We start from the raw sequence: 14,828 nt of genomic DNA, 5'->3' as shown, positions 1-14,828 counted from the left end.
ACGGACCTCCGCCAGCGCCGGCCGGGCCGCCGTGCCGGCGGCCGGCGGGATCAGACGTTGATGTTGATGTTGGTGTTCTCGTTGTCGTTGTCGCCGTGGCCGTGGCCGTGGTGGTGACCGTGGCCGTCGTGGTGACCGCAGCAGCCGCAGTCGCAGTGGGCCATGGCGGGCGCGTGGACCGCGGGCGCCGCCGGAGCGGCCGAGGCCGCCGCCGCAAGGCCGAAGAACCCGGCCAGGGTCGTGCCGGCCGTCAGGACAAGAACCGAGAGAAACCTGCTCATTTGATCGTTCCTTTCGCCCTTCCGATACTTCCTCCGCGATCCTCTCCGAGGAAGTACTTAGAGTGGTCAGATCACTACTCTAAGTAAGGCAAAGGATGAGTGTCCGTTGCTCCGGCCGATCAGTAGGACTTGGGCAGGCCCAGGGTGTGCTGGGCGACGAAGTTGAGGATCATCTCCCTCCAGGTACGAGCTGTCCACTGACGGAGCAACACCTTCCCACCCGTCTCTGACCTGCGACATTGAAAGCTCGCCTGGCCTGTTTTCGTTACGACCACGCTAGGACCCGTACCGAGCACGCCTCGGCCCGCATGATCATCTCCCGTTCGTCTCCCACCGAGGGGGCGGGGACTGGCGTGCAACAGGGACGACCGCAACCCCGCGCGGCCGTCCCTCCCCCGGCGCACAGAACCGGTCCTGTGCGCCCGTTCCGGGTGTTTGAACCCTGGCCGTGGAAGAGATTCGGCTGGTGTAGCGTCGGATCCGACACGTTCCTGGGGGGATACGCGTCACGGCAACGAGAGGGCCTGCTGTATCGGGGGGTGCGGCAGGCCCTCTCGCATGTCTGGCCCCTGGCGGGGCGCAGCGCTCAAGGGGTTGGCGCGTCCGCCTGGAGGGTGTCGAGCGTCAGGGCCGGGTCGATCTGGCGATCACTGCGGACTGCGGCTCGGTGCGCGCCTGCTGGAGGGGCACAACAACGCGCGTGGCCAGTCCGCTCCCAGGCGTCTTCCTTCGGGAGTTCGCCCTGGACCGGGCACGCATGAGCTGAGTGCCTCCGCCGCTCGCTCTGCCGTCCCGTTAGCGAGAGGGTACGGAACGCCCCTCGATGCAAGGCGAAAGCGCGGCCGGTGGATCACTCCAGGTCCTCCCACCCCCAAGGTTCCGCGGGGCGCCCATCCGGTTCCCGCCCAAACACGCCCACGGGTGCTATCCGGTCAGACAGCGTGACAATCTGCTCACCGGCCCCGACATGCCGCAACACCCTCAGCAGGCGGGCGACGGCGGCCGGGTTGTCGAGTGGGACGTGCGCGGCGGCCCGGTCGGCCAGCGCCACCAGCTGCTCCCCGGCCCCGACATGCCGAAACCCGTACAGCAGCTGGGCGACAGGGTCCGGGTTGTCGAGGGGAATGTGGGCGGCAGGGTTGCGAGCCACGAGCGCGGCGACCTGCTCGGCTCCAACCTCCCGCAACCCGTACAGCAGGGTGGTGACGGCGTCCGGGTCGTCGAGGGAAATGTGCGCGGCGGCCCGGTCGGCCAGCGCCACCAGCTGCTCCCCGGCCCTGACCTCCCGAAACACGCCTAGCGAGCGAGCGACAGCGGCCGGGTCGTCGAGTGGGACGTGCGCGGCGGCCCGGTCGGCCAGCGCCACCAGCTGCTCCCCGGCCCCGACCTCCCGAAACCCGGACAGCAGCTGGGCGACCTCGTCCGGGCTGTCGAGGGGAACGTGCGCCGCCGGATCACGAGCCACCAACGCGGCGACCTGCTCCCCGGCCCCGACCTCCCGAAACACGCGTAGCAGGCGAGCGACAGCGGCCGGGTCGTCGAGGGGGACGTGCGCGGCGGCCCGGTCGGCCAGCGCCACCACCTGCTCACCGGCCCCGACATGCCGAAACACGCCTAGCAGGAGAGCGACAGCGGCCGGGTCGTCGAGGGATACGTGCGCCGCCGGATCACGAGCCACCAGCGCAGCGACCTGCTCGGCTCCAACCTCCCGCAACCCGTACAGCAGGGTGGCGACGGCGTCCGGGTTGTCGAGGGGAATGTGGGCGGCGGGGTCGCGAGCCAGCAGCGCGGCGACCTGCTCACCGGCCCGGACCTCCCGCAACCCGTACAGCAGACGAGCGACGGCATCCGGGTCGTCGAGGGGAATGTGCGCGGCGGCTCGGTCGGCCAGCGCCACCACCTGCTCACCGGCCCCGACCTCCCGAAACTCGGACAGCAGCAAGGCGACGTCCCGCGCCTGATCGAGGGACACGTGCGCGGCGGCGTGTGCCGCTGGGCGGAAGTCGCCGGGATGCAGGACGTTCAGATGGCCGACGAGCCTGCACGCCGCCAATGGGTCGCCGTGGGTGGTGGCGTTCTTGTGGAGTTGTGTGGCGTCGCGGTACAGGCCCCGGTCCCAGGCGGCGTTGCCCAGCTGGCGCAGGTCGGCGGGGTGGGCGTGGGCGGCCGCAGCAACCCAGAATCCAACAGGTGGAATGTGGTGGTTACGGGTGGCGCGGCCGTGCTGATCGAGGTAGTCGGCCAGCCGGTACACCGGACCGCCACCGGGTGCGGCGGCGGGCGAGCGGGTCCGTTCCCGGTCGTTGCGGCGCTGGATGATGCGGGTGACGGGCCCGCGGGCGCCTTTGCACGGCCGGGAGGTGTAGGCCAGGGCTTGTTCCAGCCAGTTCTCGTCCAGCTGCTCGTACTGGGTGTCGGTCAGATACGCCGTGGCGGCCTGTTCCAGCAGCGGCAACGGCAGGGCGTTGCGGTGCCCCATCCGGCGGGCGTCCATCGCCGCCCACATCAGAGCCTTGGCCTCCGGCGGCGCGGTGGCCAGCCGGTCCAGCAGTGCCGGCCCGCCGGCCAGGTACTGGGTGATCTGCCCGTCCTCGGCACGGTCGGCCGCCTGCTCCAGCCGCGCATCGGCTCGGGCGGCCTGCCGGAGGGCGTCCAGGTCGGCGCCGGTGAACGATTCGGGCACCTCGATTACCGTGCCGTCCAGCAACTGCCGCACCTGCGACTCGTGGCAGCGAGTCAGGTCGGTGTGATGCCCGGGCCACAAGGTGCCCAGCACCAGCACCGGTGCCCGGCTCGGGTCGGTCAGCAGGGTGCGCAGCTTGGCCGCGACCCGTTCACCGGCCTCACCGCCGCCCAGGTAGTCCTGGGTCTCGTTCAGCCACACCACCGTCCGCGGCCCCACGCGGTCCAGCTCCTGCACCGCCGCTTCGGCCCGGCTCGGATCGAACGGGTGCCACAACCGCCACCCCTCCTGCCGGTCCTGCAACCGGTGCAGGGCCTCCCAGCAGGCCCGGGTCTTGCCCGCCGACGACCCGGCCACCAGCACCGCCATCGCGCTGTGCCTGGCGGCTGCCCGCTCGACCACCTGGGCGAGCCGATCGTCATGCGCCCGCCGCACATACGGCGGCAACAGCGGCGCCGACCCGCCCGCCCGCTCCGAGGCGATCGGCCGGTGCACCTCCAGCACGAACGGGTCGGTCACTTCATTCAGCGGCCGGCCGACGCCGGCCCTGCCGCCCCCGGTATCCGGCGGAGCGGGTGCTTCGCCGCGCGCCTTGCCGGCTCTGTCGGCGGTGAGTAACCGTGACCACACGGCCTGGGGGTGCGGCTTCTCCCTGGCCCATTGGGCCAGCACGGAACCGACCTGCGTCAGCTGGTCCAGGTCGCGCGGCAAGGACTTACCGGTCGACCACGAGTTCACCGTGGTCAGCGGCACATCAGCCTGCGTGGCCAATCGGTCCTGCGACACCGGCTCACCATGGTGAATCGCTTGATCCCACAACCGGGCGAGCTCGTCCAGCACCTTAGAAGACGTATTTGGGCCGCTTTGTGGACGAAACGGACTGCCCACGCTCACCCTCCCGCACCACCGGATCCGACCCGGATCAACCCGGACCCTTACGTTTCCAGCAGCGTAACCACCGCGCACTCAGCCGGATCCGCATTCCATGGGATCGCCCTGATCCGGTCCCGCAAATGGGTGTTCAACAGCCTCGACGACGTGAGGGAGCACCCCGATGAGCACGGTCCAGATCCTGTCCCTGCTGCTCGCCCTGTCCACCGCACTCAACATCGCGGTCACCACCGGCCTGCTCACCCGCAGCACCGGCGCCGGCACCGCCAACGCAATCCTGACCGGCGCCGGCACGGCAGCCACCTTCCTCGGCTTGTACCTCGCCGCCGTCGCCGCCTACCACTGAGCACCATCGGCAACGGGGACGGCTTGGGGCGCGTACCGGCACACCGGCCGAGGTCAGGCATGCCTCGCCTCGGGCGGGAGACGGTAGTCGGTGGGCAGCAGCGCGGCGGCGTCGGCGGGCGGCAGCCGCCGCCACACCCGGCCGGTGCCGGGCTCGGACACTTGGACGACCTTCAGCGGCGGCGTGGTCAGCCGGCCGCCGTGGACGGCGATGCGGCGGTGCCGGCGGCCGTCGTGGACGGTGTCGGTCTCCTGCACGGTGACGGCGTAGCCGGCGGGGTCGATGAACACCGCATACCAGGCGCGGGCCTCCCGCTCCTCGGCCCGGCCGATGTCGAGCGGCACCCAGCCGTCGCAGCCGCAGGCCGGGTCCGGGCAGGTTCCGCCCCTCCGCCCCTCCGACAGGCGCGGCCGGGCGGGTGAACGGTCCTGCCGCCCGGCGATCATCGGGCACGCGCGGGAGGTGTATGCGGCGCACGCCGTGCACAGCGGCGGCTCGTTGAACTGCCCTGCGGCGAGTTCGTCGGGGCCGCCGAACAGCACCACGGGACGTCCGGCGGGACGGTCGCAGACCTGGCAGCGGGTTTTGAGCCAGGACCGCTCCAGCACCGTCTGGTGGCGGGCACGGAAGTCGACACCGCCGCCGGTGAGCCGCACGTTCACCGCCGGGATCACCAGCCCGCCGATGGTGGGGCGGTGCGCACACGACGCCGGAAAGTCGGTACCGGGCACCGCATCGCCAGTGCGTCGATGAAGGGTTCGTCCCATGCGGGCAGCCCGACTCCACGAGGAGGCTGCCACTCGCCCGGTCCCGCCCGGCTGCCGCAGCCCGCGCTGAGAGCATGCGGGGCGGGGCCGTATAAGCCGTGCCGTTCCACGAGTGGCCGTCAGATCACCGCCCACCATCAGCGGATGAACGCGGCGGTCTAGGCCGGGCATGTACACGACCGCGAACTGGCGGTGTGGCTGCCGATCAAACGGAGCATCACCCCCACGGGATGCGGCACAGCCAGAAAGTCTGGATGGACGAGGACCCGATCCCCACCGTCCTCAGCGCGACCGCATGGGGCAGGCGATGCCCGACATCGGGCGGCACCTACTCCCACGCGTTGGAGACGATGCGCGAACGGCTCGTGACGGCGCTGCAGACGCGCAGGGAGACTGCGCTAGAGCAGCGCGCGGCAAAATGCCCGACGTCCCCGGTGCCACTGCTGAACGACCTGCTCGCCAGACAGTAAGAAAGATCATCTCCCGATCGTCTCCCAAACGCCATCTCTACTCAGCCCGGCCGGGCCCGTCTACTTCAAGGCCCGGCCGGGCTTGAGCAGGTCCAGGGGGTGCGCCTCAGTAGGACTTGGGCAGGCCCAGGGTGTGCTGGGCGACGAAGTTGAGGATCATCTCCCTGCTGACCGGGGCGATGCGCATGAGGCGGACGACGCCGGCGAGCATCCCGACGCCGTACTCGGTGGTGAGGCCGTTGCCGCCGTGCGTCTGGATGGCCTGGTCGACGCAGTGGATCGCGGCCTCGGCGGTCGCGTACTTGGCCATGTTCGCGGCCTCGCCCGCGCCCGCGTCGTCGCCCGCGTCGTAGAGCCAGGCGGCCTTCTGCGCCATCAGCCGGGCCAGCTCCAGCTCGATCTTCGCGGCGGCGAGCGGGTGCGCGAGGCCCTGGTGGGCGCCGATGGGCGTCTTGAAGACCTGCCGGTCCCGGGCGTAGGCGGTGGCCTTGCCGAGCGCGAGCCGGCCGATGCCGGCGCCCATCGCGGACGCCATGATCCGCTCGGGGTTGAGGCCGGCGAACAGCTGCAGCAGCCCGCCGTCCTCGTCGCCCACGAGCGCGTCGTAGGGCAGCCGGACGTCGTCGAGGTGGCAGACGAACTGCTTCTCCGGCGACACGATCTCCATGTCGATGGGCGTATAGGTGAAGCCCTCCGCGTCAGTCGGGACGATGAAGAGCGACGGCCGCAGGTTGCCCTTCTGGTCCTGCGAGCGGGCGACGAACAGGACGGCGTCCGACTCGTCCACGCCGGAGATGAACGTCTTCTGCCCCTTCAGCACCCAGCCGTCGCCGTCCCGGCGCGCGGTGGTGGTGATGCGGTGCGAGTTGGAGCCGGCGTCGGGCTCGGTGATCGCGAACGCCATCTTCACCGACCCGTCGGCGAAGCGCGGCAGCCAGTGCCGGCGCTGCTCCTCGGTGCCGGACCGCGCGATGATCGTCGCGCAGATCGCCGGGGACACGACCATCAGCAGCAGCGGGCACCCGGCGGCGGCCAGCTCCTCGCACACGGCGGCGAGGTCGCCGATCCCGCCGCCCCCGCCGCCGTACTCCTCCGGCACGTTGACGCCGAGGTACCCGAGCCGCCCGGCCTCGGCCCACAGCTCGTCGGTCTTCTGCCCAGCCCTGGCCTTCTCCACGTAGTAGGAGGGGCCGTACTTCGCGCCCAGCTCGGCGACGGCCGCGCGCAGCGCCCGCCGCTCCTCGGTCTCGACGAAGCTCATGCGGGGGTCCCTTCGGTGACGGCTTCGATGACGGCGAGGACGGCGCCGGACTCGACCTGCCCGCCCGCGGCGACGTTCAGTTCCGCGACCGTCCCGGCGGACGGGGCGGTGATGCGGTGCTCCATCTTCATGGCCTCCAGGACGACGAGGACCTGCCCCTCGGCGACCTTCGCGCCCGCCTCGGTCTCGACGCGGACGACGGTCCCGGGCATGGGGGCGAGCAGGGAGCCCGGGGCGAGCCGGCCGCTCGGGTCGGCGAACCGCGGGACGGCGGTGAGCGCCACCGGGCCGAGGCGGGAGTCGACGTGCACCGCGTCCCCGACCGCGGTGACGGCGAACGTCTCGCGGAGGCCGCCGCGGTCGAGGACGACCCGGTCCGGCGCGGCGCTGACCAGGGAGGTGTCCGGGCACAGCTCGGAGGTGAGGCCGTCCCTGTGCAGCAAGTAGTCGACGTCGACCGTTCCGTACGGGCCCTCGAACGTCCGGCGCTGCGGCCGCGACCGCACGTTGCGCCACCCGGACGGCAGCCCGCCGAGTACGGGCGCCGCCGACCGGTTCGCGGCGGCCAGCGCGAGGGCGGCGGCCAGCGCGGAGACCCGCACCGCTGCCTCGTCCGCCAGCGGCGCCGCCAGGGCGCTCAGGCCGACGCGGTCGAGGTAGCCGGTGTCGGTGTCGCCGTCCAGGAAGCCCGGTTCCTCCAGGATGCGGACGAGCAGGTCCCGGTTCGTGGTGAGGCCGTGGATGCGGGCGCCGCGCAGGCCCGCGGCGAGCCGCCGGGCGGCGGCGGGCCGGGTGGGAGCCCACGCGATCACTTTGGCGAGCATCGGGTCGTAGTGGACGCCGACCTCCGCGCCGCTCTCCACGCCGCTGTCGAGCCGCAGCCCGTGCTCCGCCGGGACGGCGAACTCTGCGTCCGCGCCCGGCACCTCGAAGGTGTGGAGGGTGCCGCTGGCGGGGCGCCAGTCGTGCGCGGGGTCCTCCGCGTACAGGCGGACCTCAATGGCGTGGCCGCGCGGCTCCGGCGGGGCCTCGGGCAGGCGGGCGCCCTCGGCGACCTCGATCTGGAGCCGGACGAGGTCCACCCCGTACACGCATTCGGTGACCGGGTGCTCGACCTGGAGGCGGGTGTTGACTTCAAGGAAAAAGAAGCGGCCGTCGCGGGCGAGCATGAACTCGACCGTCCCGGCGCCGGTGTAGCCGATCGCGCGGGCCGCGTTCGCCGCCGCCGCGCACAGCTCGGCGCGCAGCTCCGGGCCGACGGCGGGCGACGGCGCCTCCTCGACGATCTTCTGGTGGCGGCGCTGGATCGAGCATTCGCGCTCGCCGAGCGTCCAGACGGTGCCGTGGGCGTCGGCGAGGACCTGCACCTCGATGTGCCGCGCGTCCTCCAGCAGCGGCTCGCAGAACACGGCCGGGTCGCCGAACGCCGACTCCGCCTCGCGGCGCGCCGCCGCCACGGCGTCCTCGAGGTCGCCGGGCGCCCGGACGATCCGCATGCCGCGCCCGCCGCCGCCGGCGGACGCCTTGACCAGCAGCGGGAAGTCGGCGGCGGTCACCGCGGCCGGGTCCAGCTCCGGCAGCACCGGGACGTCGGCGGCGGCCATCAGCTTCTTGGCCTCGATCTTGGAGCCCATCGCGGCGATCGCGTCCGGCGGCGGGCCGATCCAGGTCAGGCCCGCGTCCAGCACGGCCCGCGCGAACCCGGCGTTCTCCGACAGGAACCCGTAGCCGGGATGGACGGCGTCGGCGCCCGCGCTCGCCGCGACGGCGAGGAGCCGCTCCGCCGACAGGTACGTCTCGGCCGGGGCCGCCCCGGGCAGCCGCCCGGCGGTGTCGGCCTCGCGGACGTGCGGCGCGTCCGCGTCGGGGTCGGAGAACACCGCGACCGTCCCGATGCCGAGGCCCCGGCAGGCGCGCAGCACGCGGCGGGCGATCTCGCCGCGGTTGGCGACCAGCACTGTGTTGATCATTGATTCGCTCACATCCGGAAGACGCCGAAGCCGTCGGCTCCGCGCACGGGCGCGTTGTGGACGGCGGACAGGCACAGGCCGAGGACGGTGCGGGTGTCGCGCGGGTCGATCACGCCGTCGTCGTAGAGCCGGCCCGACAGGAAGAACGGCAGCGACTCGGCCTCGATCTGCGCCTCGACCATCTCCCGCATGGCGCGGTCCTGGTCCTCGTCGTAGGCCTGCCCGCGCGCCTCGGCGGCCTGCCGCGCCACGATCGACAGGACGCCGGCGAGCTGCTGCGGCCCCATCACCGCCGACTTCGCGCTCGGCCAGGTGAACAGGAACCGGGGGTCGTACGCCCGGCCGCACATGCCGTAGTTGCCCGCCCCGTAGGAGGCGCCCATCACGATCGAGATGTGCGGCACCCTGCTGTTGGCCACCGCGTTGATCATCAGGGCGCCGTGCTTGATGATCCCGGCCTGCTCGTACTCCTTGCCGACCATGTAGCCGGTGGTGTTGTGCAGGAACAGCAGCGGCGTGTCGCTCTGGTTGGCGAGCTGGATGAACTGGGCCGCCTTCTGCGCCTCCGCGCCGAACAGAACGCCCTGCGCGTTGGCCAGCACCCCGACCGGGTAGCCGTGGACGCGCGTCCAGCCGGTGACGAGGCTCGTGCCGTAGAGCGGCTTGAACTCCTCGAACCGCGAGCCGTCCGCGATCCGGGCGATGACCTCGCGCGGGTCGAACGGGACCTTCAGGTCCTCGGGGACGATGCCCGCGAGCTCTTCCGGGTCGTACAGGGGCTCCTCCACCGGGCCCGGCGCCGGGCCGAGCTTGCGGTGGTTGAGGTTCCGGACGATCTGCCGCCCGAGGCGCAGCGCGTCCGCCTCGTCGGCGGCCATGTAGTCGGCGAGGCCGGACGTGCGGGCGTGCATCTCCGCGCCGCCGAGCTCCTCGTCGTCGGCCTCCTCGCCCGTCGCCATCTTCACCAGCGGCGGCCCGCCGAGGAACACCTTCGCGCGCTCCTTCACCATGACCACGTAGTCGCACATGCCCGGGATGTACGCGCCGCCGGCGGTGGAGTTCCCGAAGACCAGCGCGATCGTCGGGATCCCGGCCGCGGACAGCCGGGTCAGGTCCCGGAACATCCGCCCGCCGGGGATGAAGATCTCCTTCTGCGTCGGCAGGTCCGCGCCGCCCGACTCGACCAGGTTGATGACAGGGAGCCGGTTCTCCAGCGCGATGTCGGACGCCCGGAAGCTCTTCTTCACCGTCCACGGGTTGCTGGAGCCGCCCCGCACGGTCGGGTCGTTCGCCACGATCACGCACTCGACGCCCTCGACGACGCCGATGCCGGTGACGACACTGGCGCCGACGGGGAAGTCGCTCCCCCAGGCGGCGAGCGGGCTCAGCTCCAGGAACGGCGAGTCGGGGTCCAGGAGCAGTTCGATGCGCTCGCGGGCCAGCAGCTTCCCGCGCTTGCGGTGCCGCGCGACGTACTTCTCGCCGCCGCCTTCGAGGGCCTTGGCGTGCTCGGCGTCCAGCGCCGCGAGCTTGTCCAGCATGGCGGCGCGGCGCTCCCGGTACTCGGGGCTCCGCGCGTCCAGCGTGCTCTTCAGGGTCAAAGGAGTGCCTCCGGGATGTCGACGAGGCGGGACCGCAGCCACTCCCCGAGGGCCTTGCCCTGCGGGTCGAACCGGGTCGAGGCGGATACGCCCTCCTGCAGCAGCCCCTCGACCACGAAGTTGACCGCACGGAGGTTGGGCAGGACGTGCCGGTGGACGGTGTGCTCACGGGTCTCGGGCAGCAGCTCCTTGAACCTCTCCACGGTGAGGAAGGGTTCGAGCCAGGCCCATTGGGCGCCGGTCCGGGCCCAGACGCCGATGTTGGCGTCCCCGCCCTTGTCCCCGCTCCGCGCCCCGGCCACCCGCCCGAGGGGCACCGATGCCACCGGCCCTTGGGGGACGGACGCGGCGTCTTCTTGCTCGCCCGGCGCCGCGATCGCCTCAGTGATCGGCGCCGTGACCGGTGCCGGGGCGATCGGCACGCGAGTGCCGTCCGGGGTGACGGCGACGTGCTCGACCGCCTCGTTGGGGACGTACGCCGGCGAGTACACCCCGTACGGGCCGCCCTTGCCGGGCGGGGAGGTCATCGTGAAGCCCGGGTACCCGGCGAGGGCCAGCTCCACCGCCGCGTTGCTGAACGCGCGGCCGACCTTGTGCGGGTCCGGGTCGAGGACGGCGCACCGGAGCAGCGCGGTCGCCTCCCCCTGCGTGGCCGGGTCGGCCTTGGCTGCGCCGATGAGCGTCCACTCCACCCGGGCGGGCGGCGCGTCGCCGAACGCGGCCGCCATCCGCGCCTTGACCGACTCCGCCTTGGCCTCGATGCCGAGCCCGGTGAGGACGAACGTCATCTCGTTGCGGTGGCCGCCGAGGTGGTTCAGGCACACCTTGGTGGACGGCGGCGGCGGTGTCCCCTTTACGCCGCTGATCCGCACGCGGTCGGGCCCGTCCTGGGCCAGCTCGATCGTGTCGAAGCGGGTCGTCACGTCGGGCCCGGCATAGGACGGCGCGCCGATCTCGTAGAGCAGCTGGGCCGTGACGGTCTCGGTGGTCACGGCGCCGCCGGTCCCGTCGTGCTTGGTGATGACGCTGGAGCCGTCGGCATGGATCTCCGCGATCGGGAAGCCCGGCGCCTTTACATTGTAGATTTCTTCGAAGAAGGCGTAGTTGCCGCCCGTGGCCTGGGCCCCGCACTCCAGGACGTGCCCGGCGACGGTCGCGCCCGCCAGGGCGTCCCAGTCGTCTCGCGCCCATCCGAAATGCGCGGCGGCCGGGCCCACCACCAGCGAGGCGTCGGTGACGCGGCCGGTCACCACCACGTCGGCGCCGGCCTTCAGGCACTCGGCGATCCCCCAGGCGCCCAGATAGGCGTTAGCGGTGAGGGGCGCTCCGTAAGGAGAATCCGTGAAGCCGAGCTCTCCGGCGCGCGGCAGCAGGTCGTCGCCCTCCACATGGGCGACGCGCACCTCGATGCCGAGCCGCGCGGCCAGCTCGCGCAGCCGGTCGGCGAGCCCGCGCGGGTTGAGCCCGCCGGCGTTCGCGACGATCGCGGTGCCCCGCTCCACCGCCAGCCCGAGGGACTCCTCCATCTGACGCAGGAACGTGGTGGCGTACCCGGCGTCCGGGTCCTTCATCTTGCCGCGGCCCAGGATCAGCATCGTCAGCTCGGCGAGGTAGTCGCCGGTGAGGACGTCCAGCGGCCCGCCCTCCAGCATCTCCCGCACCGCGGCGAAGCGGTCGCCGTAGAAGCCCGAGGCGTTCCCGACCCGCAGCGGTTGGCTCATGGCTGAACACTGCCAGCCCCGCCCGAAAAAATCAATCGCGCATGATTGTTTTTCTGCGGGCCCGTTTGGTTGACTGGAAGCCCGTCGAGCCGAGGAACCCATGACCGCCCAGGCACTCCCCCGCGAACCGCAGCAGGACCGCAGCCGCGCCACCCGGCGGCGCCTCCTGGAGGCCGCGATCGACTGCCTCGCCTCCGTGGGCTGGGCCGGCACCACCGTCGCCGTGGTCGCCGAGCGCGCGGGCGTCTCCCGGGGCGCGGCCCAGCACCACTTCCGGACGCGGGAGGAGCTGGTGACGGCCGCGGTCGGCTACGGCTCCGAGGTGCGGATGACCCAGATGCGCGAGCGCCTGGACGGGCTCGCCGGCCGCCGCCCGTCCACGCTGGACGTGGTGGCCCTGCTCGGCGAGATGTACACCAGCCCGCTGTTCCGCGCCGCGCTGCAGCTGTGGGTCGCGGCCAGTTCCGACGAGCAGCTCCGCGCGCAGGTGCTCCCCCTCGAAGCCCGCGTCGGGCGGGAGGCGCACCGCCTCACCGTCGAGGCGCTCGGCGCGGACGAAAGCGTCCCCGGCGTCCGCGAGACCGTCCAGGCGACCCTCGACCTGGTCCGCGGCCTCGGCCTCGCCGACCTGCTCACCGACGACTCGGCGCGCCGCACCCGCCTGCTGACCCAGTGGGCCGCCACGCTCGACCGGGCCCTCGGCCGCTGACTCCGCCCGCCACGCCCGGCCCGTCCGGCCACGCGGTCAGAGGGGGATCTCCCGCAGCGGGTCACCGCCGTCGATGAGGAGGCGGCCGCCCGGCGCCAGCACCGCGGCAATGCGCCGCACGGCGCGGCGCCCGGCCTCCGGGTGGCGGCCGTCGAGCGCCCCGACCCGCACGGCGAACACCAGGTCGAAGGGCGCCTCACCGGCCTGGAGCGCGAAGTCCTCGATGGCGGCCCGCCGGACGCTCATCCGCCCGGACGCGATCTCCTCGTCCGCGGCCGCCTCCGCCTGCGCGACCGCCTTCGCGGACCGGTCGATCGCGAGGATGTGCCCGCCGCCGTCGAGCCGGGCCGCGACGGCCCGCGCGGCGGCCCCCGGTCCGCAGCCGATCTCCAGGACGCGCATGTCCGGCGTGAGCGGCAGCGCGTCGACGATCTCCTGGAGGCGGGGCGAGAGCGGCGGCATGGCCTCACCGTAGAGCACCGCTCCGACACTGGGCCGGTCCGGTGGACGCGTCCGCGGGCGCGCGAAAAACCGCCGGCGTGTCGCGAACCCGCACCCGCGACGGGCAGGAACGCCTGCCCACCAGGTCAGACGCGCCTCCGGCCACTTCTCCGCCGGCCACCGGCGTGACAATCTGTGTTCGCCCGACTACGGATCGGCGCCATCTCGGCGCCGCGGGTGAAAGGAGATCGACATGGCGAAAAGGACATGGCGCCTCGTGGCCGCGACCGCGCTCTGCGGGGCGGCCTGCCTCACGGTGGCGCCGCCCGCCCAGGCGACGAGCTGCTTCTGGGAGGACCCGGGCCAGCAGGGTTCGAGCCGCTGCTACGACAACAACGTCCAGGACTTCGGCGGCCAGCGCTTCCCCAACGGCCACAACGTCCAGCAGACGGCCAGCTCGTGGCGGAACCTCAACACCGTCTGGAACGAGGTCGTCTACAGCGAGCCCAACTTCACCGGCCAGTCGCAGGAGCTCGAGGACGAGACCGACGGGAACCTGAACCCGGGGATCAACGACCACCTCGGTTCGTTCGACGCGGCCTGACCCGATGAGAGGGTCCGGGCGTGGAACCCCGCGCCGCCCGGACCCGCCATTCGCGATGCGAGAGAGGCACCCACCGTGAACCACGCACGGGCGACCGCCGCGCTGCTCGTCCCGCTCGTCCTCGCGGGGTGCGCGACCCAGCGCCCGGACGAGCCCGCCGTCCGCGTCCGCCACGTCGGCGACGTCGACGCGCTCACCCTCCCCCTCGACGCCTACCGGACGAGCCCCGCGCAGCGGAGGACCGTCCAGCGCGCGGAGAAGAAGCTCGTGTCCGCATGCCTCCGGCGCTACGGCATCACCTTCGACCTCGGAGACCCGGCGCCCCCGCCGTTCTCCCAGAACGCCCGCCGCTACGGTCTCGCCGACGAGGAGCGGGCGGGCAGGCTCGGCTACAGCAGTCCCGAGATCACCGAACGGCCGCCGCGGCCGGACCTGCCGCCGCGGGCGCGCAAGGCCGCCTGGGGCGACGGGCCGGCGAAGATCCGCGGCCGGGACGTCCCGGACGGCGGCTGCGTCGGCGAGGCCGGCCGGACACTGAACGCCGGCGCCCGGCCCGACGGAACGCTCGCGGACCGCCTGGCCTTCACCAGCCTGCGAACGGCGGCACAGGACAGCCGCGTCCGCACCGCGTTCGCCGCCTGGAGCCGCTGCATGAAGCGGGCGGGCCATGCGTATGCGACGCCGCGGGACGCCAACCGCGACCGGCGGTTCATCGACGGGCCCGGACACCGCGTCACCGGGGTCGAAACCGCGACCGCCGTGGCGGACGTGCGGTGCAAGCACGAAGCCCGCCTCGTCGACATCTGGGCGAGTGTTGAGGCCGCTTACCAGAAGCGTCTGATCGCCCGGCACAAGACCGAACTCGACCGGGAGCGCACGGCCGTCGCCACCCGTCTCGGCAACGCGAACCGAATACTGACCGGGTCGCCCCGAGGCTGAGAAATGAGAAAGGCCCCGCCGAAAACGGCGGGGCCTTCCTGCAATATGAGTCCGGCGGCGTCCTACTCTCCCACACGGTCTCCCATGCAGTACCATCGGCGCTGAAGGGCTTAACTTCCGGGTTCGGGATGGGACCGGGTGTTT

At 72.5% G+C, this 14,828-nt stretch carries 13 protein-coding genes and 1 rRNA gene; 5 read left to right on the top strand and 9 right to left on the bottom strand.

All coding sequences use genetic code 11. The features are described from left to right. Positions 1 to 50 precede the first annotated feature (50 nt). Positions 51 to 281 (bottom strand): hypothetical protein, encoded by a 231-nt coding sequence (locus ACGFI1_RS33545; RefSeq protein WP_386866724.1) that lies wholly within the window; start codon positions 279 to 281, stop codon positions 51 to 53. 850 nt (positions 282 to 1,131) lie between these two features. Further along, positions 1,132 to 3,804, bottom strand: a complete 2,673-nt coding sequence (locus tag ACGFI1_RS33540; protein WP_392791199.1) for a hypothetical protein — start codon at positions 3,802 to 3,804, stop codon at positions 1,132 to 1,134. 214 nt (positions 3,805 to 4,018) lie between these two features. On the opposite strand from ACGFI1_RS33540, the gene ACGFI1_RS33535 reads away from it, so the two are divergent. Continuing rightward, positions 4,019 to 4,201, top strand: coding sequence for a hypothetical protein (locus tag ACGFI1_RS33535; RefSeq protein WP_089327385.1), 183 nt, complete (start codon positions 4,019 to 4,021; stop codon positions 4,199 to 4,201). A gap of 53 nt (positions 4,202 to 4,254) precedes the next feature. Here the strand turns inward: ACGFI1_RS33535 and ACGFI1_RS33530 are convergent, their stop codons facing one another. Beyond that, positions 4,255 to 4,932 carry a hypothetical protein gene (locus ACGFI1_RS33530; RefSeq protein WP_392791197.1) on the bottom strand — a complete coding sequence of 226 codons (678 nt, stop codon included), beginning with the start codon at positions 4,930 to 4,932 and terminating at the stop codon, positions 4,255 to 4,257. A 290-nt stretch (positions 4,933 to 5,222) separates the two neighbouring features. Between ACGFI1_RS33530 and ACGFI1_RS33525 the strand changes: the two genes are divergently transcribed. After that, the gene (locus ACGFI1_RS33525) at positions 5,223 to 5,438 is read left to right on the top strand and encodes a hypothetical protein (protein WP_392791194.1); all 216 of its coding nucleotides are present in this window, start codon (positions 5,223 to 5,225) and stop codon (positions 5,436 to 5,438) included. A 106-nt stretch (positions 5,439 to 5,544) separates the two neighbouring features. Here the strand turns inward: ACGFI1_RS33525 and ACGFI1_RS33520 are convergent, their stop codons facing one another. The 4 genes from ACGFI1_RS33520 to ACGFI1_RS33505 are packed head-to-tail and all read right to left on the bottom strand — an operon-like array spanning position 5,545 to position 11,991. Then, the gene (locus ACGFI1_RS33520) at positions 5,545 to 6,699 is read right to left on the bottom strand and encodes an acyl-CoA dehydrogenase family protein (protein ID WP_392791191.1); all 1,155 of its coding nucleotides are present in this window, start codon (positions 6,697 to 6,699) and stop codon (positions 5,545 to 5,547) included. Then, positions 6,696 to 8,669 carry an acetyl/propionyl/methylcrotonyl-CoA carboxylase subunit alpha gene (locus ACGFI1_RS33515; RefSeq protein WP_392791188.1) on the bottom strand — a complete coding sequence of 658 codons (1,974 nt, stop codon included), beginning with the start codon at positions 8,667 to 8,669 and terminating at the stop codon, positions 6,696 to 6,698. Before ACGFI1_RS33515 ends, ACGFI1_RS33520 begins: the two co-directional genes overlap by 4 nt. An 8-nt stretch (positions 8,670 to 8,677) precedes the next feature. Continuing rightward, positions 8,678 to 10,270: an acyl-CoA carboxylase subunit beta gene (locus ACGFI1_RS33510; RefSeq protein ID WP_392791185.1), complete on the bottom strand. Its 1,593-nt coding sequence runs from the start codon at positions 10,268 to 10,270 to the stop codon at positions 8,678 to 8,680. Further along, positions 10,267 to 11,991, bottom strand: a complete 1,725-nt coding sequence (locus ACGFI1_RS33505) for an acyclic terpene utilization AtuA family protein (RefSeq protein WP_392791183.1) — start codon at positions 11,989 to 11,991, stop codon at positions 10,267 to 10,269. Before ACGFI1_RS33505 ends, ACGFI1_RS33510 begins: the two co-directional genes overlap by 4 nt. 100 nt (positions 11,992 to 12,091) lie before the next feature. Between ACGFI1_RS33505 and ACGFI1_RS33500 the strand changes: the two genes are divergently transcribed. After that, positions 12,092 to 12,700, top strand: a complete 609-nt coding sequence (locus ACGFI1_RS33500) for a TetR/AcrR family transcriptional regulator (protein ID WP_301177792.1) — start codon at positions 12,092 to 12,094, stop codon at positions 12,698 to 12,700. A gap of 36 nt (positions 12,701 to 12,736) precedes the next feature. Here ACGFI1_RS33500 and ACGFI1_RS33495 read toward each other — a convergent pair whose 3' ends face one another. Beyond that, on the bottom strand, positions 12,737 to 13,162 hold the full coding sequence (locus tag ACGFI1_RS33495) for an SAM-dependent methyltransferase (RefSeq protein WP_392791180.1): 426 nt from the start codon (positions 13,160 to 13,162) through the stop codon (positions 12,737 to 12,739). A 232-nt stretch (positions 13,163 to 13,394) separates the two neighbouring features. Between ACGFI1_RS33495 and ACGFI1_RS33490 the strand changes: the two genes are divergently transcribed. Both ACGFI1_RS33490 and ACGFI1_RS33485 read left to right on the top strand, forming a co-directional pair. Next, positions 13,395 to 13,745 carry a peptidase inhibitor family I36 protein gene (locus ACGFI1_RS33490; protein ID WP_386866734.1) on the top strand — a complete coding sequence of 117 codons (351 nt, stop codon included), beginning with the start codon at positions 13,395 to 13,397 and terminating at the stop codon, positions 13,743 to 13,745. A gap of 75 nt (positions 13,746 to 13,820) precedes the next feature. After that, positions 13,821 to 14,684 carry a hypothetical protein gene (locus ACGFI1_RS33485; RefSeq protein WP_392791178.1) on the top strand — a complete coding sequence of 288 codons (864 nt, stop codon included), beginning with the start codon at positions 13,821 to 13,823 and terminating at the stop codon, positions 14,682 to 14,684. A 49-nt stretch (positions 14,685 to 14,733) separates the two neighbouring features. Here the strand turns inward: ACGFI1_RS33485 and rrf are convergent. Next, positions 14,734 to 14,828 (bottom strand): 5S ribosomal RNA (rrf, locus tag ACGFI1_RS33480); the annotation flags it as partial.

This window comes from Actinomadura geliboluensis (assembly GCF_043197915.1).
Taxonomy (GTDB): Bacteria; Actinomycetota; Actinomycetes; order Streptosporangiales; family Streptosporangiaceae; genus Spirillospora; species Spirillospora geliboluensis.
Note: the sequence above shows the minus strand (reverse complement) of the source record. Positions and strands in the feature narration are given on the sequence as shown.

Excerpts from the sequence above, each read along its gene's own strand:
- ACGFI1_RS33545 (WP_386866724.1), bottom strand. The coding sequence starts at position 281 with ATGAGCAGGTTTCTCTCGGTTCTTGTCCTGACGGCCGGCACGACCCTG.
- ACGFI1_RS33535 (WP_089327385.1), top strand. The coding sequence starts at position 4,019 with ATGAGCACGGTCCAGATCCTGTCCCTGCTGCTCGCCCTGTCCACCGCA.
- ACGFI1_RS33525 (WP_392791194.1), top strand. The coding sequence starts at position 5,223 with ATGGACGAGGACCCGATCCCCACCGTCCTCAGCGCGACCGCATGGGGC.
- ACGFI1_RS33520 (WP_392791191.1), bottom strand. The coding sequence starts at position 6,699 with ATGAGCTTCGTCGAGACCGAGGAGCGGCGGGCGCTGCGCGCGGCCGTC.
- ACGFI1_RS33515 (WP_392791188.1), bottom strand. The coding sequence starts at position 8,669 with ATGATCAACACAGTGCTGGTCGCCAACCGCGGCGAGATCGCCCGCCGC.
- ACGFI1_RS33505 (WP_392791183.1), bottom strand. The coding sequence starts at position 11,991 with ATGAGCCAACCGCTGCGGGTCGGGAACGCCTCGGGCTTCTACGGCGAC.
- ACGFI1_RS33500 (WP_301177792.1), top strand. The coding sequence starts at position 12,092 with ATGACCGCCCAGGCACTCCCCCGCGAACCGCAGCAGGACCGCAGCCGC.
- ACGFI1_RS33495 (WP_392791180.1), bottom strand. The coding sequence starts at position 13,162 with ATGCCGCCGCTCTCGCCCCGCCTCCAGGAGATCGTCGACGCGCTGCCG.
- ACGFI1_RS33490 (WP_386866734.1), top strand. The coding sequence starts at position 13,395 with ATGGCGAAAAGGACATGGCGCCTCGTGGCCGCGACCGCGCTCTGCGGG.